The 20,371-nt window shown below is 67.4% G+C and carries 19 protein-coding genes; 9 read left to right on the plus strand and 10 right to left on the minus strand.

All coding sequences use genetic code 11. The annotated features are described in order from the left end of the window. Nucleotides 1–226 precede the first annotated feature (226 nt). The 3 genes from D472_RS0105260 to D472_RS0105270 all read right to left on the minus strand — a co-directional run bounded on the left by D472_RS0105260 (nt 227) and on the right by D472_RS0105270 (nt 3,377). Nucleotides 227–1,690, minus strand: coding sequence for a dicarboxylate/amino acid:cation symporter (locus tag D472_RS0105260; protein ID WP_017603458.1), 1,464 nt, complete (start codon nt 1,688–1,690; stop codon nt 227–229). Between the two features lie 382 nt (nt 1,691–2,072). Further along, nucleotides 2,073–2,879 carry a cytochrome c oxidase assembly protein gene (locus D472_RS0105265; protein ID WP_017603459.1) on the minus strand — a complete coding sequence of 269 codons (807 nt, stop codon included), beginning with the start codon at nt 2,877–2,879 and terminating at the stop codon, nt 2,073–2,075. A gap of 3 nt (nt 2,880–2,882) precedes the next feature. Further along, nucleotides 2,883–3,377: a DUF2243 domain-containing protein gene (locus D472_RS0105270; protein WP_026117404.1), complete on the minus strand. Its 495-nt coding sequence runs from the start codon at nt 3,375–3,377 to the stop codon at nt 2,883–2,885. A gap of 658 nt (nt 3,378–4,035) precedes the next feature. Here D472_RS0105270 and D472_RS27075 point away from each other — a divergent pair. The 3 genes from D472_RS27075 (at nt 4,036) to D472_RS0105285 (ending at nt 6,692) form a co-directional block, all read left to right on the plus strand. Further along, nucleotides 4,036–5,094: a hypothetical protein gene (locus D472_RS27075; RefSeq protein WP_152447906.1), complete on the plus strand. Its 1,059-nt coding sequence runs from the start codon at nt 4,036–4,038 to the stop codon at nt 5,092–5,094. Nucleotides 5,095–5,898: 804 nt separating this feature from the next. Continuing rightward, a complete protein-coding gene (locus D472_RS0105280; RefSeq protein ID WP_239642917.1) occupies nt 5,899–6,414 on the plus strand; it encodes a hypothetical protein in 516 nt (171 codons plus the stop codon). Next, nucleotides 6,411–6,692 (plus strand): hypothetical protein, encoded by a 282-nt coding sequence (locus tag D472_RS0105285; protein ID WP_017603463.1) that lies wholly within the window; start codon nt 6,411–6,413, stop codon nt 6,690–6,692. Before D472_RS0105280 ends, D472_RS0105285 begins: the two co-directional genes overlap by 4 nt. Before the next feature lie 3 nt (nt 6,693–6,695). Here the strand turns inward: D472_RS0105285 and D472_RS0105290 are convergent, their stop codons facing one another. Then, nucleotides 6,696–8,576, minus strand: coding sequence for a heavy metal translocating P-type ATPase (locus tag D472_RS0105290; protein ID WP_017603464.1), 1,881 nt, complete (start codon nt 8,574–8,576; stop codon nt 6,696–6,698). Between the two features lie 157 nt (nt 8,577–8,733). Between D472_RS0105290 and D472_RS27415 the strand changes: the two genes are divergently transcribed. Then, a complete protein-coding gene (locus D472_RS27415) occupies nt 8,734–9,576 on the plus strand; it encodes a VanZ family protein (RefSeq protein ID WP_161625098.1) in 843 nt (280 codons plus the stop codon). A 293-nt stretch (nt 9,577–9,869) separates the two neighbouring features. Here the strand turns inward: D472_RS27415 and D472_RS27420 are convergent, their stop codons facing one another. Together D472_RS27420 and D472_RS0105300 are read right to left on the minus strand one after the other, a co-directional pair. Then, nucleotides 9,870–10,067, minus strand: coding sequence for a DUF397 domain-containing protein (locus D472_RS27420; protein ID WP_083903388.1), 198 nt, complete (start codon nt 10,065–10,067; stop codon nt 9,870–9,872). Between the two features lie 14 nt (nt 10,068–10,081). Beyond that, nucleotides 10,082–10,978 (minus strand): helix-turn-helix domain-containing protein, encoded by an 897-nt coding sequence (locus D472_RS0105300; RefSeq protein ID WP_338036511.1) that lies wholly within the window; start codon nt 10,976–10,978, stop codon nt 10,082–10,084. Between the two features lie 232 nt (nt 10,979–11,210). Between D472_RS0105300 and D472_RS0105305 the strand changes: the two genes are divergently transcribed. From D472_RS0105305 to D472_RS28410, 3 genes are read left to right on the plus strand one after another with little or no spacing between them, the layout of a single operon-like run. Continuing rightward, nucleotides 11,211–11,912: a hypothetical protein gene (locus D472_RS0105305; RefSeq protein ID WP_026117406.1), complete on the plus strand. Its 702-nt coding sequence runs from the start codon at nt 11,211–11,213 to the stop codon at nt 11,910–11,912. Then, nucleotides 11,912–12,238: a hypothetical protein gene (locus tag D472_RS0105310; RefSeq protein ID WP_017603467.1), complete on the plus strand. Its 327-nt coding sequence runs from the start codon at nt 11,912–11,914 to the stop codon at nt 12,236–12,238. Before D472_RS0105305 ends, D472_RS0105310 begins: the two co-directional genes overlap by 1 nt. 27 nt (nt 12,239–12,265) lie before the next feature. Further along, the gene (locus D472_RS28410; RefSeq protein ID WP_017603468.1) at nt 12,266–12,439 is read left to right on the plus strand and encodes a hypothetical protein; all 174 of its coding nucleotides are present in this window, start codon (nt 12,266–12,268) and stop codon (nt 12,437–12,439) included. Between the two features lie 90 nt (nt 12,440–12,529). Here the strand turns inward: D472_RS28410 and D472_RS0105320 are convergent, their stop codons facing one another. The 3 genes from D472_RS0105320 to D472_RS0105330 form a co-directional block, all read right to left on the minus strand. Further along, nucleotides 12,530–14,290 (minus strand): acetyl/propionyl/methylcrotonyl-CoA carboxylase subunit alpha, encoded by a 1,761-nt coding sequence (locus tag D472_RS0105320; RefSeq protein WP_017603469.1) that lies wholly within the window; start codon nt 14,288–14,290, stop codon nt 12,530–12,532. An 88-nt stretch (nt 14,291–14,378) separates the two neighbouring features. Next, nucleotides 14,379–14,618: an acyl-CoA carboxylase subunit epsilon gene (locus tag D472_RS0105325; protein WP_017603470.1), complete on the minus strand. Its 240-nt coding sequence runs from the start codon at nt 14,616–14,618 to the stop codon at nt 14,379–14,381. Then, nucleotides 14,615–16,225 carry an acyl-CoA carboxylase subunit beta gene (locus D472_RS0105330; protein ID WP_017603471.1) on the minus strand — a complete coding sequence of 537 codons (1,611 nt, stop codon included), beginning with the start codon at nt 16,223–16,225 and terminating at the stop codon, nt 14,615–14,617. Before D472_RS0105330 ends, D472_RS0105325 begins: the two co-directional genes overlap by 4 nt. Nucleotides 16,226–16,477: 252 nt before the next feature. Here D472_RS0105330 and D472_RS0105335 point away from each other — a divergent pair, with 252 nt between their 5' ends. Continuing rightward, entirely contained in the window at nt 16,478–19,123 is a 2,646-nt protein-coding gene (locus D472_RS0105335; protein WP_275040590.1) for a phosphoenolpyruvate carboxylase, read from the plus strand. Nucleotides 19,124–19,183: 60 nt separating this feature from the next. Here the strand turns inward: D472_RS0105335 and D472_RS0105340 are convergent, their stop codons facing one another. Next, complete coding sequence (locus D472_RS0105340; protein ID WP_239642918.1) at nt 19,184–19,987, minus strand: Uma2 family endonuclease; 804 nt, start codon at nt 19,985–19,987, stop codon at nt 19,184–19,186. Nucleotides 19,988–20,071: 84 nt separating this feature from the next. Here D472_RS0105340 and D472_RS0105345 point away from each other — a divergent pair. Next, nucleotides 20,072–20,371, plus strand: a 300-nt coding sequence (locus D472_RS0105345; RefSeq protein ID WP_026117408.1) for a biotin--[acetyl-CoA-carboxylase] ligase, incomplete at its 3' end; no start/stop codon positions are given.

Below are 20,371 nucleotides of genomic sequence, written 5' to 3' on the forward strand. Positions count from 1 at the left end.
GTCAGTACTGTGGGCGTTACCAAGCGGCGCAACATGTCGATCCTCTCGCCTCCCTTGTCCAGAAAGGACGAATGGGAGAACCGCACGGTTCCCGGCCGGACTCCGAGGACGTGACCTGTGGCGAAGCTCTCCCACGAGTCCCACGCGGTTGATACCCGCATGCGAACGCACGAAGGGCCCACCGACGCTCCTGGCTTCCGGCGGGCCCTTCGTTCGATGAGCGGGGTCAGCCCTTGGCACCCGAACCCGCGGTGGTGCGCTCCCCCTCGGGGTCGCGTTCCTCGGCCTCCTCGGTGGCGGCCTCGGCGGCCTGCTCCTGGGCGGAGAGGGTGCCGGGCTCGTCCAACGGAACGAATCCGGTGGCGCCACGAGGGGCGTTGTACCGGGTCACGTCGAGGATGCTCTCGCGCTTGGCGACGATGGCCGGTACCAGTGCCTGACCGGCCACGTTCACGGCGGTGCGGCCCATGTCGAGGATGGGGTCGACGGCCAGCAGCAGACCCACGCCCTCCAAGGGCAGGCCCACGGTGGACAGGGTCAGGGTGAGCATGACCGTGGCGCCGGTGGTGCCCGCGGTGGCGGCCGAACCGATGACCGACACGAACACGATCAGCAGGTAGTCGGTGATCGCCAAGTCGATCCCGAAGAACTGGGCGACGAAGATCGCCGAGATCGCCGGATAGATCGCGGCGCAGCCGTCCATCTTGGTGGTCGCCCCGAACGGCACCGCGAACGCGGAGTAGTAACGCGGCACGCCCAGGTTCTGCTCGGTGACCCGCTGGGTGACCGGCAGGGTGCCCATGGAGGAACGGGACACGAAGCCCAATTGGACCGCGGGCCACACCCCGGTGAAGTACTTGGCGGGGGACAGGCCGTTGACGGCCGCGACGATCGGGTAGACGACGAACAGCACCAGCGCCAAGCCGACGTAGATGGTGACCGTGTACTGGCCGAGCGCGCCGATGGTGGTCCAGCCGTAGCTGTAGACGGCGTTGCCCAACAGACCCACGGTGCCGATCGGGGCCAGGCGGATGACCCACCACAACGCCTTGAGCACGACCTGCAGGGTCGACTCGGTGAAGGCGATGAACGGCTCGGCCGGCTTGCCGACCTTGACCGCGGCGATGCCCAGGACGACCGCGATGACGATCAGCTGCAGGACGTTGAAGCTCAACGAAGTGCTCAGGCCGCCATCGTCGGTGGCGGAGGTGCTCGCGGCCAGACCCAGGAAGTTGGCCGGCACCAGGCTCTCGATGAAGGCCAGCCAGGAACCCTGGTTGGTGGGCTCGGCGGCGTTCCCCGCGTCCACGGCGCTGTTCAAGCCGGGACGGATGGTCAGACCCAGGGCGATGGCGATGGCCACCGACACCAGGGCGGTGATCGCGAACCAGAGCAGGGTCTTGCCGGCCAGTCGCGCGGCGTTGGTGACGTTGCGCAGGTTGGCGATGGAGGAGATGACGGCCAGGACGATCAGCGGTGGGACGATCGTGCGCAGCAGCGCGACGAAGGTGCTGCCGATGGTCTGCAAAGTGGTGGCGAGCCAGTTCGGCTCACCATCGCCCACCGGGCCGATCTGGACGGCGACCACGCCCAGGGCGAGGCCGAGGACGAGGCCGATGAGGACCTGGACTCCGAAGGAAGGAAGCGGGATACGCCGCTTCGGCTTGACCTGTTCGGTCGTTGCGGACACGGAAGTGGCTCCAAGCGGGTGAAGCACTGGAGCTTGGGCAGGCCGACGGTCGGCCGGACGCGCGGGAGCTCCAGTGAGGGAAAGGGTGTGCGGGCGTCACCGGAGGAGGTGACGATGGGGAGAAGGCGTGGCGGCGCGCGACCCGAGCGGGCGCGCGTGGACCTAGCTACACGCGTGGCTGTCGAGGCGGCACAGGTCGATGTGCCACCTTCGCGTCAGTCCCCAAATGTTCGTCACGGTGGAGAACTTTAACCCTGTTTACTCGCCTTTGCCATATACGCCCGAGTGGTATCCGTGTCACCTCGACGTGAAGGCCCGACCGCGCAGGCTCTTCCCGTCCACGAGGGCGATGAGGATCACCCTGCCCACGGGGTGGCGGCCTTCAGGGCAGGCTCCTGCGAGGTGGAGCGTGTTCCCGTGAAGGCAACAGCCAGGGTCGGCACACCAGGAAGATCAACGCGATCTCGACCGGAGCACCCCCGTAGTACATGAGTTCGGCCCCGGCGCGGGCCTGCTCCGCGGGTACCCCCTCGGGCGGGGTGGCGTACAGGACCTTGGCGAGGACGTTGTGCGCGGCGATGGACGCCACCAGCGCCCAGGCGCGCCAAGGCGCCGAGAGCCTGTGCGGCGCCGGATCGGGTCCTCCCAGGATGGCGAAGGTGAACAGGTATCCGGCGGCCGGCACGTGGATGTGGACCGCGGCGTGCAGCAGCGGGTCGGTGTGCGTGGCGGTGTAGAGCCCGGTGCGGTAGAGCACCCACAGACCACCGATGTTGAGCAGCGCGGCGATGAACGGGTTGGTCAGGAACGTCGCGGGTGGTGAGGTCAGGAGCCGGGACAGGCGCCGGGCCGCACCCACGGGCAGGACACGCAGGGCCAGGGTCGCCGGCGCGGCCAGGACCAGGAACAGCGGGCCCAGCATGCCCAGCAGAACATGTCCGGCCATGTGGGCGACGAAGTCGTGGTGGGCGCGTTCGGCCAAAGGCCCGACCAGCCCCGCACCCACGAGCAGGAGACCACCGAGCCAGGCGAGGGTGCGGGTCATGGGCCACCGCGTACCGCGTTCGCGCAGGCTCAGGACCGCCACCAGGTAGGCGGTGAGGAGGAGGATCAGCAGAGCCGGTACCGACCATTCGCCCAAGCCGAACGGGGTCGGTTCGGGGGCTCGGTGTTCGTGGTGATGGTCCACGGGTCAGGTCCGGGCGGAATCTGCTCGCGACGACCGGCGTGCTCGTCTGCCGGTGATGATCCACAGCACGACCCCGGCGAGGAGCAACACACCGGCGATGACGTTCCACGTCACGTCGTAGGGCACCAGGTTCACCCCGTAGCGGATCTGGTGCAGTCCCAACAGCTTGTGTTGCACCAGGCCGTCGTAGAGCTGGAAGAACCCCGCTCCGGTCAACCACCCGGCCGTGAAGGTCAGGCCCTGAAGGGTGCGTTCGCGGTGCAGCGCCGCGACCATCAACAGCGCCGCGACGGTGGCGAACCAACTGAAGGCGTGGAAGAGCCCGTCGGAGACCAGACCCACGGCGGTGGTGGAACGGTCGTAGAAATGGTGCCAGTGCAGTATCTGGTGAAAGACCACCTCGTCGACGAAGGCGATCGTGCCCAGGCCGAACAGGATGCCGGCGGTCACGTTGCGGCCGTGGCGCGGCTGTTGGACAGCGGGCGATGACGCGTCCATCGGCGTTCCCCCGAATCGCCGTGTCTTGAGCGGGTGGTGTGGATCACGCCGCTCCGAACTCGATGTCAGGGCTACCCGTTGGCCTTGGAGGGAAACGGTCGGTCCATCGCCTCGTTCGCGGGCGTACGGGGCGACCAAGGGCCCAGGGACGGGCTCAGGTCAGGGGCACGAGCGAGGCGCGGCGTGGCCGGACGGGTCGGCTCGCCCTGGCCGGCGGGGATCGACGTGCCGGTGGACGGACCCCCGTGTTCGAGGGAGGGGCGAGCCAGTGGTTTTGTCGGTGCCTCTAGGAGCCCGTTTTCGGCCTTGTTCTCCGAAGGGTTTTTGAAGGGGAGAATAAAGCCTTGCGAAGGTGTGTCCCCAGAGCGCTTTTTCGGATATCCTTTTTGGGGTAAGGGGTTTCGGTCAAGGATCAAATGCATTTACGGTTCACCTTCTTTGGCATCCATCGTAAAATTCAGCGTTTGCCCTGGTGGTAGGGCTCGCTGTGGTCCTCATGTTTGTATTTGCAAGAACCCTGGTTTCGGTCTTCAGATATTCTTTCAGGGTTTGTGGGCGGCTCGATGTCTTTGGTAATTTATTCGTGTGGCGAGCGGCACCTTTCCGCTCTCGATGAATGTTTTTCGGTCGCAGTCGAAATAGATAGGCTCCCCCCGTCGTGCGTCGTCCCCTTGCCCTTGTGGCGGCGGCTTGTGTGGCCTCCGCCCTGACCCTGCCGTCGTGGGGTGGCGACTCCGAAACGACCGGTGGGCGGGTGTCCGGCCCCGGAGCCGAGCGCGTCTTCGGGCCCGAGGGCGATGAGGCCTTCGTTCAGGAAGAAGCCCATGGGGAATCGTCGAAGGCCACGCCTTCCGAGGGCGGCCGAATGGCGGTCGAGAGTTCGTTTCGGGCCCAGGTGGACCGAGCGTTTCCTGGACGGCCCTCTGGCGAGAGCGAATTCGCCGACGCGGGAGTGGGCAACCTGGAATGGGACCGCGTCTACACCCGGCGACTCCTGCTGAGTTTCCCCGTCGAACTCGGGCCGGAGACGACTGTGGACTCCGTCGCGCTGCGCACAGAGGTGACCTGGTCCTACGACTGCGTCAGTGACTCCCACGTCGAACTGCACCGGGTGGACCCCTTCGACGACACGACCACGTGGAGCGACCAGCCCCCGTCTCGCGCCCTGCTGGACACCCGCAACGTCAAGGGTGGCCGGCCCGAGTGCTCCGTGGAGGGGGGCGTGGAGTTCGACGTGACCGAGGCCTATCGATGGGCCCTGGAACACGGCGAGTCCCACCTGCACCTGCGGCTCAACGAACGTGACGAGGTCGGTAGCACGGCCTGGCGTCGTTTCGACGTCGAGGACACCCCACCGGTTCTGTTGGTGGAGCACCACACACCGTCGAGCACCGTCTCCTCCGACCTGCCGGAACGGGTCCATCGGCCCAGCACCGAGAACGCGGAGGCGTCGTCCGTCGAACCCGCGCCGGAACGGGCCTCGTTCGAACGCCACCCCCTCGACGTCACCGTCATCGAACCCGTTCCCCCTCCGGGCGGACCCGAGCAGGTCCGTTTCCGGGGACGGGCACGAGCCACCGCAGCGACCACTTCGCGACACCGCCGAGGGGTCGCCGAGGCGATCGCCCGAGCCCGGGGCCCTCCCGCCACCGGGAGGACCCCACCTCCGGTACGCCGATCGCAGGCGATCGGCGAGGACGGCACCCCACTCTTTTGATGCGGCCTTCGTTGGGGAGCAGGGACGCATCGAGGTCGGCCCGGACGGCCGGGCCGGTCGTTCCCGAGGCATCGCGGCGGGCGAGGTCCTCGGTGGCGACCGAAGGAACCGTACCGGCCATGGGTTCGGTGGAGACCCCTGGTGAAGTGCGATTCCAGGGCCGAGGGGGGCGTTCGTTCGTGACCGGAGAACACCCGTGTGGCGTGAGCCGGTGGAGCACCGCCGTGCGGAAGACCTCGGTGGCCCGGGTCCGTCCATGTGCGTGGGCAACACAGGGACGGATTCCGGGCCGCCCGAGGAACACCGGGCCGCGCCGCCATCGAATCGGGCGCCGTGCCAGGCGGCCCGGGTGCGGGCGGAGCGGTCTTCGATGTTCTCGTGGACGGACTCGGCACCGAGCGAACACGCACCCTTCTTCGTCGGTGGGGTGTGGCCGGCGGCGAGGCCGTGGGTCGGTGTCAGCGTCCATCCGGCCCGCGCCGCGACCGGTGGGGGCTCTGGTCGACCACCTCGTCGGGATGTGTCGTCGAGGGTGGGACGGGAGCGTTTCGTGGTGGTGCCCAGGGGTACATGGGGCGAAAATCCTCACATATATCTCAGAAGGTGACGAATCGGGCAAGCGTTCGTTCCTGGTGGGCCGCCCGAACCGTCCAGAAGGGCGCGAAGAAGATGGATCGAAGCGGTGAGGGGGCCGGCAAGGGTCGGAGCCGGGTCCGAGGTGGGAAGACCACGAAGGAAGGCACATCGCCCGAAGGGGGCACCGAGACCAAGGCATCGGCGAGACGCTCGGCGAGGGCCGAAAGGGTGCCCCGTCCACGCCGCGAGAACACCGGGCGTGGGGCCGAGAGCGAGGACACCGATGTGTTCCTCGACGTCCCGGTGGTGAAGGTCGACGAGATCGAGCTCGAGGTGGAGGACCTACGAGCCTCCGTCTCCCTCCAAGCCGAAGTGCTGGACCTGCTCAAACTGAAGGTGGGCGCGGACGTCGAACTCGGACGTGTCGGCCTCACCATCAAGGGGGTCGAAGCCGAGGCCAGGCTCAGGGTCCGGCTCGACAACGTCCGGGAGATCATCGCGCGCGTACTGAAGACCATCGATGCGAACCCACAGATCCTGGAACACGTGGCCCGGGGGGTGGAGTCCTCGCTCGACGAGGTGGCGAGCGGCGCGGGAGAGGCCGCAGGGGCCTTGGGCCGAGGCGCGGGTGATGCCGTGGAGGACGTGGGTCGGGGCGCGGGCGGTGCCGTGGAGGACGCGGGGGAAGCGGTGGCGGACGTCGGCGAAGCCGCCGAAGAAATCGTGGACGAGGACGAACGGTGACCACTGAACGTGAGGACCACGGGTCCGGCGAGCCGGAGGACGACGCGTGGATCAGCGCCTCCGTGTCCGCCGACGAACTGACCTTCCACGAGGTGCCCCGCGTCCGATCCCGGTCCTGGGGACATCCGAACCACGAGGGGGCCTCCGGGAGCGAGCGCACGGGCCTTCCCCGGGAGAACGTCCAGACCGGGGTGGTCTACGAGGACGTCCACGTCGACTACCGGCTCACGAGCCGGATCCGGGTGGACCCACCGGACAGCGACGATCCCCAGGAGTGAGGACTACGCCAAGGGCGTCGGGGCCTTCGAGGGCCGGGCCGTGGAGGGTTCGAGCTCGCGGTGGAGGCGGAGCGCGCGCAGCGCGCTGAGGATCGCGACCAGGTCGACGACCTCCTGCAACAACGCCCCGACGACGGCGGGCAGGTAACCGAAGGCCGCCACCAGCATCAGGCCGACCGAGATGACGATGCCCATCCAGATGGATTGCAGGGCGATGGACACGGTGCGTTTGCTCACGTGCGCCACGTCCGCGACCCGGCCGATGTCGTCGGAGGTGATCACGGCCGAGGCCGATTCGCTGGCGGCGGTCGCCCCGCGCCCGGCCATCGCGACACCCACGTCGGCGGCGGCCAGCACGGGGGCGTCGTTGATGCCGTCGCCCGCCATCAGCACCGGCCTGGGTTTCAGGCCTTGGACGATTTCCACCTTGGTCTGTGGCGTGGTCTCCGCGTGGACCCGGGAGATCCCGGCTTGGGCCGCGATCGCCTCCGCCGTGGGCCGCACGTCACCGGTGACCATCGCCACGGTGTCCACGCCCTGCTTCCTGAGCCGTTCCACCGTGGCAGCGGCGTTCTCGCGCAGGGGGTCGGACAACATGACCACGCCGGCCAACCGGTCGTCGATGGAAACGTACACCGCGCTCTGGCCCGCGTCCGGTTCGACCCGCTCCAGTCCTTGGACGACCTCCTCGATGAACGCGGGCTTGCCCACGCGCACCTCGGTGCCGTCGGCCAGCGTGGCCAGCACTCCGTTGGTCGCGATCTCCTCGGCCGACTCGACCTCGGCGAGCACCGTGCCGAGTCGTCGGGTCTGCTCGACGATCGGTTGGGCGAAGACGTGCACCGAGTACTGTTCGGCGGTGGCCGCCAGTCGTAGCGTCTCCTCGGCCGAGAGCTCGCCCGAACGGACGTCCACCACCTCGGGCCTGCCCCGCGTGAGGGTGCCGGTCTTGTCGAAGGCGGCCGAACGCACCCGGGCCAGGGTCTCCAAGGCCCCGCCCTCCTTGACGATCACGTTCAACCGGGCCGCCGAGCTCATTCCACCCATGAACGCCACCGGGGCGGCGATCAACAACGGGCAGGGCGTGGCCACCACGAGTACTTCGGCGAAACGGGTCGGGTCTCCGCTGAAGTACCAGGCCAGTGCGGCGATGGTCAGTGAGACGACGGTGAAGGGCACCGCGTAGCGGTCGGCCAACCTGACCATGGGGGCCCGGGACTCCACGGCTTCGCGCACCAGCCGCACGATGGAGGCGTAGTGGGAGTCCTCCGAGGTCGCCTCGGCCCGCATGGTGAAGGTCTCGGTGCTGTTCACCGTGCCGGAGAGGAGGGGTCCCCCTTCGGCGTAGGTGACCGGTAGCGGTTCGCCGGTCACGGAGGATTCGTCGATCACGGCTCGTTCGGAGACCAGGGTGCCGTCCACCGGGAGCACTTCCGAGGAGCGCACCACCAACAGGTCGCCGACGAGCACTTCGTCCACCGACACGCTCTCCACCTCGGAGGTGGTCGGGTCGATCCTCTGGGCGAAGGACGGGGCCCGGTCGAGCAGGGTGTCCAGTTCATGACCGGCGCGTTGGGCCGCCCAGTCCTCCAAGGCCTCGCCGCCGGTGAGCATCAACGCGATGATCAGGCCCGCGACGTACTCGCCGACCAACAGGGTGGCGATCATGGCGACGACGGCGAGGACGTCCAGGCCCCAGTGCCCGGCCATGAGGTCCTTGACCATGTCGCGCACGGTCACGGCGATGACGACCCCGATGGCGCACACGGCCACCAGGGCCAACGCGGTGGTGTGCCCCAGGGCGAGGAGGACGAGGCCGATGGTGAGCGCGGCCACCGATCCCAGGACGAGCGGCTGGCCACGGAGGAATCGCAACACCTTCATGGCGCCACACTCTAGGCCGGGGTGGGTCCGGGGTTCGAGAGGGGGTGGTGCATGGCTCCCCGTGTTGGTCGTCGCGGTGGAGCGGGGTTTGCTGGGGAAAGAGGAAGGTGGGACACCTCGAAAAGCGGCTATCGAGGAATATGGCTATCCTTGCGCAATGCTCTGGACCGTTCTCTACCACGTCAATCCGACCACCATTACGGTGGCCTTGGCGTTATCTTTCGCTGCGGCACTTGCTTTCGCTTGCCTACGCCCGCCGATGCGCGTGATCGTCGCGCTCATGACCACTGTCTACCTGGTGATTCTGGTCGCTCCGATATCCAGTATCACGGCTATTGGTGAGGGGGACCGGTGGGTGGTTTGGGACCCGATGCTGTCCTTTCAGGACATCGGTGGTGAACCCTACCCCTCACCGGTCGCGGTCATGGTGAACGACGAGGTCGCCGTCCATTACTCGTCGAAGGAGCTCCCAGTCGAAGAGCGACACAGGTGGGATGAGCCGGGGGTGGAGTGGCTGTTCTCCCATGGAAAACCCGATGGTGGGTTGGTGCTCACCGACTCCGAAGGCGAAGTGGTGGAGTCACCACAAGCGGTGGCGGTGATCGAGGAGGAGCTCGAAATGCAGGAGGCCTACGCCTCCCGGGTCGAGGAGGAGGGGCCGTGGGGGCACAGCGGTGGATTGGCCCTCCAAGAGCGAACCCTCAACACGTTGTTGTTCGTGCCGGTCGGAATCGTGGCGTTCTTCGCCTTCGGTTCGTGGACCGCTCGGCTGCTCTTCGGTTCGGGATTGTCGCTGACCATCGAAGCGTCCCAGTGGGTGTTGGCAGCGGGACGGACGGCGGATGTGGGGGACTTGATGGTCAACAGCGTGGGAGCCTTGGTCGGCACCCTCATGGCTTTGAGCGCCGCCGCGCTGGTCGGGTTGCGCAAGTCCGAGCCCCTCGGAGAAGCGGGACCGGAACAGGCCGGCGAAGAGCTCGAACCGGACCGGAGCCGGTGAACGAAGCCTCGGCTCACGATGTCTTCCGGGAGTCCTCAAGATCTCCGTCGCGCCGAGTTTTCCACAGCCTGTGGATCTCGCGGGTGACATGGTCTGGACCTCTGGCGGATGATGTCTGTATCGGGGAAGCGCGGTTCTCGCCGGCTTCGCCCTGCAGGAAGGCCGGTAGACGGCGAACCCCGGCTCTTCTTTCGCGAGTTCTCGGCGAAGGTCTGATGCCTGCTGGGCGAATGTGGAGAAGGCCCCGGCCATATTCGGTTTCCAGTGGTCGGGGGCCTTCTCCGCGTTTTTGGCTAGGCTCGGGTTGGGCGTGTTGTCGCGAGCAGTGCCGACCATTCGGTGACACCAAAGGCCAGGTGCCCCGAACCCCTGTTCTGGGTGTCCCGCACAGCCGCACCTGTGGGCACTCCTGAGACTTCGACGCAGTTCTCCTGCCGGCCGCTGGAGTAGCTGGACTTTCGGAAAACCAGGTTCTGGGACATATCGAGCATGGAGTTTCTCCGGATCAGGTCACGGACTCCAGGACTTCAGTGATGAACCGTCGTGAATCATCGACCGAGAGAGCGGAGGCCTGGGCATAGTCGTACATCAGCTCATGCTGGCGAACGTCGTCGACCTCTTCGAGGAACAACGTGTTCACGCCACTGGTCTCCAGGTATACACAGCTCGGGTCTTCGGGGAAGTCCAGGATGGTGAAGCCACCTGGCATGACCGCGTGTGGACCGAGGCGGTCGGGGAGGATCTGCACCCGCAGATTCGGCCGTTGCACATCGATTAGGTATTGAAGCTGGTCAGCGAGGTCGGGCGTGATCTTCCGAAGTGCGGATTCGTCGACCACGGCCCATACTTTCGGGGCGTCCGGGCGAGCGAGGATCTGCTTCCGAATCATTCGTGCCTCGACCGAACGGGCGACGACCTCTTCATCGGTGATGCCATGCCCTCGGATCACAGCGCGAGCGTAGGACTCCGTCTGAAGAAGACCGGGAATCAGCAAGGTTTCCACTGTGCGGATCGTAGAGGCCTCGGCTTCCAGGCCAACGTAGGCGCCCTTACCGAGTACGTCTTGATAGCCGACCCACCAGCCCTTGAGCCGTGATTGCTCGGCGAGTGCGATGTAGGCGCCACGCTCGGCGGGGTCATCGACGCCGTAGACATCGAGGAGTTTCTCGATATCGCCCGGAGCGGGGAGCACCCACTCGTTGCGCTCCATGCGGGTGAGCTTGCCGCGAGAGAAACCGGCCTTCTTCGTGGCTGCGTCCGAGGTGAGTCCAGCTGCTTCTCGAAGCTCTCGAAGCTTCCTCGCCAGGCGACGGCGGCGCACGGTCGGGCTGCCAGCCACAGTGTCGTCTCCCCTCGGGTCGGTTCCCTCCGATCCTATGACCGGTTGCTGAGAGTCAGACATTATTCCCATCTCTCACATTGATGCTGACGGATAGAAGTACTACTAGCGGTTAACATTAATTTAAGCATTGCAGATTTCTGCGTCATGGGTGACCATGGTTTCACTGCACGATGTTTCGCCGGGCTTCTCGTTCCCGGCCTTGACCTGGGAGGTGTGCGCTCATGGCGCCCCTGTGCCCGAACCCGTCCGAACCGGCCGATGCTCGTCGCCCTTACACCAGCGAGGGGGACCGATGAGCTACCTCTCCTCGACCGAGGTGTCGACCATCCGCTCCCTGGCGGCGGAGTCCGCCTTCTCCCTCAACCACCGCACCGACCTGCCACCCCGACCCAAGACCACCGACCCAAACCACCAAGGCCCCCGCGCACGGATCTTCACCTGCGGACCCCACACCAAGGCCCCGACCAACGACCCGGCCCCCTCAAGCACCGAGCCCGCACCGCTTCCGGCGCCCAAAGGCAAACACCACCGACCACCCACACCCGCAACCACCCCAGCCGACGAACCCGCACCCGCACCGGTCACCGAAGAGCCCGGGTACACGGTGATCGACCTGCGCTACCGCCGCGTGCGCTGGCAACACACCCCCACCCACACCGACCAGCACCACCAACACGACCAACACAGCCAGCACGACCAGTACGGCCACGGCATCCTCATCGACCTGGACGCCTACCGCGCCCAAGCCCTGGCCCGCAGCCGACCCCCCACCCCACCCCGCACACCACTACGACAACCCGACCCACACCCACGCCGCCGCAGCACCAGGGTCCGCCGCTACACCCACGACCTGAACCCCGACGACCGCGCCGAGTTCGCCACCCTGCGCAACACCATCCGCCGCTACCTGAACCAACCCCACACCCCCACCCAGGACCCGAACCCGAGCACGAACCCGAGTACCAACCCGACCCCGAACAAGGGGGTGGCCTGATGAAGTTCTGCCCCGCCCACGGCCTCACCCACAAAGGCGAACGCTGGTACTGCATCCACCCGGCCGACCACCCCGGCGCCCACATGGACGACCACGGACACCCCCGCCACCTACCCGGCCAAGTCCTCCAAGACCTGACCCAGCGCTGGGGCCGCACCCACAAGTTCGCCTTCACCGGAAAACTCTGGATCGCCACCCACCGCGACCCCCGCACCCACTGGCGCACCCAGATCGAACCCTGCCCCGACCTCCTGGAACAGCGCCTACGCGCCCAACACGGCCCACCCCCAGGCCCCATCCCCCCACCCCGCACCGCCACGGACTAAGGACAAGCTCGGACTAAGGACACACCGATGCACGACCACGCCACCGACCAGGGTTACGACCCCGACCTCGACGAACACGGCCACGACATCAACCGCCCCCTGGACGACGAGGAAACCGCCGCCCTACACCGCCTGGACTCAGGACAAGGATGGCTCGACCAGAACCCACCCACCCCACACCACCCAGAATCCTCGACCTGAGGCTCGACCTGAGGTGGGGCACGGAAAAAGGGGCACCGCCGATTCCTCGACGATGCCCCTCGACCGAACCTGTCGGTGCGCGCCCCTGTGCTAGGCGTCCTTGATGTCGCAGATGACCGCGCCATTGCCCACGGTCTCGCCGGGAGCGACCTTCAACCCGGTCACCGCACCGGCCTTGTGGGCGCTCAGCGGCTGCTCCATCTTCATCGCCTCGATGACCACCACGGTGTCACCCTCGGCGACCTGCGCACCTTCCTCGGCCACGACCTTGACCACGGTCCCCTGCATCGGCGACACCAACGCATCACCACTGACCGCGGCGGCGCCGCCACCCTTACGGGAAGCGCGCTTCTTCTTCCCCCCGCCGGCGGCGGGGGCCGCGCTCACGCCCAGGGACGCCGGCAGCACGACCTCCACGCGCTTACCGCCGACCTCCACGACCACGGTCTCGCGCTCAGCCGGATCGGCGTCGGCGGCCTGACCGTCCCAGGGCTCGATCCGGTTGTCGAACTCGGTCTCGATCCACCGGGTGTACACCCCGAACGGCTGCTCGGGGTCGGCCGGGGCGAACGCCTCGTCCTGGACCACGGCCTGGTGGAAGGGGATCACCGTGGGCATCCCACCGACCGTGAACTCGGCCAGCGCCCGCCGCGAGCGCTGCAACGCCTCGGTCCGGGTCCGGCCGGTCACGATCAGCTTGGCCACCATCGAGTCGAAGGCTTGTGGCACGGTGAACCCGGCCTCGCAACCGGTGTCCACCCGCACGCCGGGCCCGGTGGGCAGCGCCAGCTCGGTGATGGTGCCCGGCGCCGGCATGAAGTTCCGGCCGGCGTCCTCGGCGTTGATGCGGAACTCGAAGGAGTGCCCGCGAACGGCCGGGTCGTCGTAGCCCAGCTCCTCGCCGTCGGCGATGCGCAGCATCTCCCGCACCAGGTCGATACCGGTCACCTCCTCGGTGACCGGGTGCTCGACCTGAAGGCGGGTGTTGACCTCCAGGAACGAGATGGTGCCGTCCACCCCGACCAGGAACTCGCAGGTGCCCGCGCCCACGTAGCCGGCCTCCTTGAGGATGGCCTTGGAGGCGCTGTACAGCTGCTCGACCTGGTCATCGCTCAGGAACGGCGCGGGCGCCTCTTCCACCAGCTTCTGGTGGCGACGCTGCAACGAGCAGTCGCGGGTGGAGACCACCACGACGTTGCCGTGCTGGTCGGCCAGGCACTGGGTCTCCACGTGCCGGGGCTTGTCCAGGTAGCGCTCCACGAAGCACTCGCCTCGCCCGAACGCGGTCACGGCCTCGCGCACGGCGGACTCATAGGCGTCGGTGACCTCGTCCAGGGTGTAGGCGACCTTCAGCCCGCGCCCGCCGCCACCGAAGGCGGCCTTGATGGCGATGGGCAGCCCGTGCTCTTGGGCGAAGGCCACCACTTCCTCGGCCGACTCCACGGGGTCCGGGGTGCCGGCGACCAGGGGAGCGCCGACCTTCTGGGCGATGTGGCGGGCCTGGACCTTGTCGCCCAGGGCGGTGATCGCCGCCGGAGGCGGGCCGATCCAGGTCAGCCCGGCGTCGATGACGGCCTGGGCGAAGTCGGCGTTCTCGGCCAGGAATCCGTACCCGGGGTGGACGGCGTCGGCTCCGGAGGTGGCTGCGATGTCCAGGAGCTTGCCGATGTCCAGGTAGGAGTCGGCCGGGGTGGAGCCGCCCAGGCCGTGGGCCTGGTCAGCGACCTTGACGTGCAGGGCGTTCAGGTCGGGTTCGGCGTAGACGGCCACGCTCTCGACATCGGCGTCACGGCAGGCGCGGGCGATGCGTACGGCGATCTCGCCGCGGTTGGCGATCAGAACTTTGCGCACGGTGGGAAAACCTCCAGCTGGGGCGCGGAGCGGATCACGCGCCGACCGCTCAACGAAGAGTCTAGGAAACGAAGGAGCACGTCAGGCGTCACCTCGTGCTCATCCGCCAGGCCCCGGGTCCGGGGCGCAGCGGGGTACGCATACCGCGTGAACGGTCGCGCCATCCGGACGGGGCCTGCTTCGGCTCGGCCTTTTCGGCGGCGGCACGGGCGGCCGCCGCGCGGGCGGTGAGCACGGCGGTGAGCGCGGCGAGCTCCTCGGCGGAGGGCTCTCCGCGCACCACGACCAGACGTGGTGGCTGATGTGTCCGGGGGTGCGGCGCGCTCACAGCGGGATGTTCCCGTGCTTCTTGGGCGGTAGCTGCTTGCGTTTGTTGCGCAGAGCCTTGAGCGCCTTGGCGATCTGGGTGCGGGTCTCGGAGGGCATGATGACCCCGTCCACGTAGCCGCGTTCGGCCGCCGAGTACGGGTTCAACAAGGTGTCCTCGTACTCGCCGATCAGACGGGTCCGCTCGGCCTCGACGTCCTCGGCCGCCGCCAAGGTGCGTCGATGCAGGATGTTCACCGCTCCTTGGGCGCCCATGACCGCGATCTGCGCGGTGGGCCAGGCCAGGTTGATGTCGGCGCCCAGGTGCTTGGAGCCCATCACGTCGTAGGCGCCGCCGAAGGCCTTGCGGGTGATCACGGTGATCAGCGGAACGGTGGCCTCGGCGTAGGCGTACAAGAGCTTGGCGCCGCGACGAATGATGCCGTCCCACTCCTGGTCGGTGCCGGGCAGGAAGCCGGGCACGTCCACGAAGGTCAGTACCGGGACGTTGAAGGCGTCACAGGTGCGCACGAACCGGGCGGCCTTCTCGGAGGCGTCGATGTTCAGGCAACCCGCGAAGCTCATGGGCTGGTTGGCGACGATGCCGACGGAGCGTCCGTCCACCCGGCCGTAGCCCACCACGATGTTGGTGGCGAAGCGCTCGTGCACTTCGAGGAAGTCACCGTCGTCCAGGACGGCCTCGATGATCCGTTTGATGTCGTAGGGCTGGTTGGCCGAGTCCGGAATGAAGGTGTCCAGGGCCAGATCGTCCTCGGTGACCTCCTCGCCCGGGTCCTCCTCAGGGGCCAGCGGCGGGGTGTCCTGGAGGTTGTTGTCCGGCAGGTGGGACAGGAGCGACTTGACGTAGTCGATGGCGTCCTGCTCGTCGGCGCCCATGTAGTGGGCCACACCCGACTTGGTGGAGTGGGTGGCGGCGCCGCCCAGTTCCTCCATCGACACGTCCTCACCGGTGACGGTCTTGATCACGTCGGGACCGGTGATGAACATCTGCGAGGTCTCGTCGACCATCACCACGAAGTCGGTCAGGGCCGGCGAGTACACGTGTCCGCCGGCGGTGGCGCCCATGATCAGGGAGATCTGTGGGATGACACCGGAGGCGTGGGTGTTGCGCTTGAAGATCTCGGCGTACAGGCCGAGAGCGACCACACCCTCCTGGATGCGGGCGCCACCGCCCTCGTTGATGCCCACCACGGGGCACCCGTTGGTGAGGGCGTGGTCGAGGACCTTACAGATCTTCTCACCGTAGACCTCGCCCAGCGATCCGCCGAAGACGGTGACGTCTTGGCTGAACACTGCGATGGGACGCCCGTCCACCGTTCCGTGGCCGGTCACGACGCCATCGCCGTAGGGGCGGTTGGCGTCCAGCCCGAAGTTGGTCGAGCGGTGGCGGGCCAGGGCGTCGAACTCCACGAACGAGCCTGGATCGAGCAGTGCGTCGATCCGCTCGCGCGCGGTCATCTTGCCCTTGGCGTGTTGTTTCTCCACGGCGCGCTCGGACCCGGCATGGACGGCTTCGTACCTGCGTCGCTGCAGGTCGGCGAGCTTGCCCGCGGTGGTGTGGATGTCGATCTCGTCTGCGGAGAGCGGTTCTGGGGCTTCGGTGGCCATAACTGTTCAGGGTAGCTCTGGGCCTGGCCGAAGCAGTCGGGCGCCCCTCGCTTAGGTGGAGGTTCGTGAGCTTCGGGGCTTGCGGGGGGATCCGGGGCGGAACGGGCACAAAAGGCGTTCAGTGCTCCAGGAAATTCGTGATTCGCTGTGAATTCGTCCTGTTTCGACACAATTGTTAACGCCATGGTAAAACGCGCGAAAGCGCACCCCCGCACGCATCTGGTCAGGGGTGATCTCGGTATCGTCGGCCCCATGACAGCGGTAAGTGCAGAACGTGACAGTGCCCGGCAGGAAGTTCCCGAGCAACTCAGGAATGACGTCAAACTGCTCGGTGAGATGCTCGGAACGGTCCTCGCCGAAAGCGGTGGCGAGGATCTGCTCGCCGATGTCGAGAAACTCCGCCACGCCGTGATCGGAGCACGCGACGGCTCCGTCACCACCGAGGAGATCACCGAGCTGGTCGGCGCCTGGCCCCTGGAGCGCGCCAAGCAGGTCGCTCGTGCCTTCACCGTCTACTTCCACCTGGCCAACCTGGCCGAGGAACACCAGCGCATGCGCGCCCTGCGCGAACGCGACGACGCCGCCAACCCGCCTCGCGAGTCCCTGGCCGCCGCCGTCCGCGCGGTCCGTGAGGGCGAAGGCGGCGAGGAACGGCTCGCCGAACTCGTGGCCGGCATGGAGTTCCACCCGGTGCTCACCGCCCACCCCACCGAGGCCCGCCGCCGCGCCGTGTCCACCTCCATCCAGCGCATCAGTGCTCAACTGGACGCCTGGCACGCCTCCCACCAGGGCAGCACCGCGGCCGCGGAGGCCCACCGCCGGTTGCTCGAGGAGATCGACCTGCTCTGGCGCACCTCCCAGTTGCGCTACACCAAGCTCGACCCGCTCGACGAGGTGCGCACCGCTCTGGCGGCCTTCGACGAGACCATCTTCTCGACCCTGCCGAGCGTGTACCGGACCTTGGACGCCGCCATCGACCCCGACGGCACCGGCACCCAGGCCCCACGGGCCACCCCGTTCGTCCGTTACGGAAGCTGGATCGGTGGCGACCGTGACGGCAACCCCTACGTCACCCACGAAGTGACCAGGGAGGCCATCACCATCCAGTCCGAGCACGTCCTGCGTGCGCTGGAGGTCGCCTGTGGCCAGGTGGGCCGCACCCTCACCGCCTACTCCAACCTCACCCCCGCGAGCCGGGGCCTGACCGACGCTCTGGCCGAAGCAAGGGCCGCCTACCCGACACTGATGGCACGGATCGGGAAGCGTTCGCCCAACGAGCCGCACCGCCAGTTGATGCTCCTGGCCGCCGCACGCTTGCGCGCCACCCGGGAACGCGACGCCGACCTGTCCTACCCCGACGCCGATACCTTCCTCGGCGACCTGTTGCTGGTCCAGGACTCCCTGGCCGCCGCGGGCGCCAAGCGCCAGGCCTACGGTGAACTCCAGCACCTGGTGTGGCAGGCCCAGACCTTCGGCTTCCACCTGGCCGAGTTGGAGATCCGCCAGCACAGTGAGGTGCACGCCGCCGCGCTCGCCGAACTCGAGGCGGGCGGTGAGTTGTCCGAACGTACCGAGGAGGTTCTGGCCACCCTGCGCACCATCTCCTGGATCCAGGAGCGCTTCGGGGTGGAGGCCTGCCGCCGCTACATCGTCAGCTTCACCCGCTCGGCCCAAGACATCGAAGCCGTGTACAAGCTGGCCACCTACGCACTGCCGCCCAGGCGGGTGCCGGTGCTGGACGTCATCCCGCTGTTCGAGACCGGCGCCGACCTGGAGGCCTCGCCCCACGTCCTGGCCGGGATGCTCGAACTGCCCCAGGTGCGCCGGCGTCTGGCCGACAACGACCGCCGTCTGGAGGTCATGCTCGGCTACAGCGACTCCGCCAAGGACGTGGGTCCGGTCAGTGCCACCCTGCGCCTGTACGACGCCCAGGCCAGACTGTCCACCTGGGCCCGTGAGCACGACGTGCGACTGACCCTCTTCCACGGCCGGGGTGGTTCCCTGGGGCGTGGTGGCGGCCCGGCCAGTCGCGCCCTGCTCGCCCAGGCACCGGGGTCGGTCGACGGCCGTTTCAAGGTCACCGAACAGGGCGAGGTCATCTTCGCCCGCTACGGTCAGGCCGCCATCGCCCAACGTCACATCGAACAGGTCGGTCACGCCGTCCTGATGGCCTCCACCGACCAGGTGCAAGAACGTGAACGCGCCGCCGCCGCGCGCTTTCGACCCTACGCCGACACCATCGCCTCCGCCGCGCAGCAGACCTACCTGGAGCTGATCGAGACCGAGGACTTCGCGGTGTGGTTCTCCCAGGTCAGTCCGCTGGAGGAGTTGGGCGACCTGCGGCTGGGTTCTCGCCCCTCCCGGCGCGGGGCGGCCAAGGGACTGGGCGATCTGCGCGCCATCCCGTGGGTGTTCGCCTGGACCCAGACCCGCGTGAACCTGCCCGGCTGGTACGGGCTCGGCACCGGCCTGGCCGCCGTCGATGACCTGTCCGCGCTCCAAGCCGCCTACCGGGAGTGGCCGCTGTTCGCGTCGTTGCTGGACAACGCGGAGATGAGCCTGGCCAAGACCGACCGCACCATCGCCGAGCGTTACCTGGCGCTGGGTGGGCGTCCCGAACTCACCGAGAAGGTACTGAACGAGTACGACCTCACTCGCCGCCTGGTGCTGCGGGTGACCGGCCACAGCCGACTGCTGGAGAACCGCGCGATCCTGTCCCGCGCCGTGGACCTGCGCAACCCGTACGTGGACGCGCTCAGCCACTTGCAGCTACGGGCCTTGGAGGCACTGCGCGGGGAGGAGGCGGACTCGTTGTCCGAGGAGGACGGTCGGCACCTGGAGCGGCTGCTCCTGTTGTCCGTCAACGGGGTGGCCGCCGGTCTGCAGAACACCGGCTGAGCACGATGGACCCACACGCGGCCCCGTACTGGCGATGGTGCGGGGCCGCCACCTTTCGGTCTAGGAAGGAAACTCGCCCGTGTCCAAGGTCGAATCGAACGGCGTGGGCAGATGGATTTCCTTACCGAAGGGAACTTTGACGCTACTCGTGTAGCGACCGTTCTCCGGGTCGGAAAAGAGGGTGGCCTCGCTCCTGCCACTGTCGGGGTCCCAACGGTCGACCAGTAGGTACAGTGGGATCTCGGCATGCGCGTAACCCCACAGCTTGGGTTTGCGATCCTTCTTCGCCGTGTTCTTCGAAGTCACCTCGACCACGAGAATGGCATCATTGACCATCTGTTCGGGACCAGAGCTCAACACCGATTCGGGTAGCACCATCAGGTCGGGGATGTACAGACCGCTACGTAGTGGTATCCGCACACCGATGTTCTGATAGACCTCGGCCCCATCGACCCCGCTTCCCTTCCGGTGACACTCCAAGACGAGCCACTTGTGGATCAGGGTCACGATGTGTGCGTGTTCGAAAGAGGGGGGAGTCATGATCTTGATGTCGCCTTCGATGATCTCGGCTCGCCAGCCTTCGGGCAGGTCGAGTCCTTCCCAGGCGCGCAGCACGACTTCCCAGTGGGACGGTACGCCGAGCTCTTTCGCTTCCGCGCTACTCATAGATTCCGCCAACCCTGACAGCAGTGTGATGGTGATGTCGCCTTCGATGATCTCGGCTCGCCGGCCTTCGGGCAGGTCGAGTTCTTCCCAGGCGCGCAGCACGACTTCCCAGTAAGACGGCATATTCTCGGCCGTCTCCGCTTCCGCGATGGTCATCTGACGCACCTCCGGTAACTGAACGTAGTGGTGCGCGATCACCGATGTGGTGGTTTCAGCTCAACCCGGAGCCTGGTGAGGCGAAGGTGTTTCACCACCAGGTCTCGGCGCTGCTGTAATGGGGCCATGACCGGCGAGCACAGCATCCAGACCAGCCCCCTGAACCGGGAAGCGATCACGAGCGCCCTCCTGCGCCCCGGCGGACTGTGGCGGAGCGTGGAGGTGGTGCCCGAGGCGGGGTCCACCAACACCGACCTCGTCATCCGTTCCAAGGAAGGCGCGCCCGAGGGAACCGTGCTGGTCACCGAACATCAGACCGCGGGGAAGGGCCGGCTGGGACGCGACTTCACCACCCCGGCGCGGGCCGCGCTCACCTTCTCACTGCTGGTGCGCCCCGCCGTTCCCTCGGACCGGCTGGGGGGGGCG

Origin of the sequence: Nocardiopsis alkaliphila YIM 80379 (assembly GCF_000341005.1) — a bacterium.
Taxonomy (GTDB): domain Bacteria; phylum Actinomycetota; class Actinomycetes; order Streptosporangiales; family Streptosporangiaceae; genus Nocardiopsis; species Nocardiopsis alkaliphila.

Excerpts from the sequence above, each read along its gene's own strand:
- D472_RS0105270 (WP_026117404.1), bottom strand. The coding sequence starts at position 3,377 with ATGGACGCGTCATCGCCCGCTGTCCAACAGCCGCGCCACGGCCGCAAC.
- D472_RS0105290 (WP_017603464.1), bottom strand. The coding sequence starts at position 8,576 with ATGAAGGTGTTGCGATTCCTCCGTGGCCAGCCGCTCGTCCTGGGATCG.
- D472_RS27415 (WP_161625098.1), top strand. The coding sequence starts at position 8,734 with ATGCTCTGGACCGTTCTCTACCACGTCAATCCGACCACCATTACGGTG.
- D472_RS27420 (WP_083903388.1), bottom strand. The coding sequence starts at position 10,067 with ATGCTCGATATGTCCCAGAACCTGGTTTTCCGAAAGTCCAGCTACTCC.
- D472_RS0105300 (WP_338036511.1), bottom strand. The coding sequence starts at position 10,978 with ATGTCTGACTCTCAGCAACCGGTCATAGGATCGGAGGGAACCGACCCG.
- D472_RS0105305 (WP_026117406.1), top strand. The coding sequence starts at position 11,211 with ATGAGCTACCTCTCCTCGACCGAGGTGTCGACCATCCGCTCCCTGGCG.
- D472_RS0105310 (WP_017603467.1), top strand. The coding sequence starts at position 11,912 with ATGAAGTTCTGCCCCGCCCACGGCCTCACCCACAAAGGCGAACGCTGG.
- D472_RS28410 (WP_017603468.1), top strand. The coding sequence starts at position 12,266 with ATGCACGACCACGCCACCGACCAGGGTTACGACCCCGACCTCGACGAA.
- D472_RS0105330 (WP_017603471.1), bottom strand. The coding sequence starts at position 16,225 with ATGGCCACCGAAGCCCCAGAACCGCTCTCCGCAGACGAGATCGACATC.
- D472_RS0105335 (WP_275040590.1), top strand. The coding sequence starts at position 16,478 with ATGACAGCGGTAAGTGCAGAACGTGACAGTGCCCGGCAGGAAGTTCCC.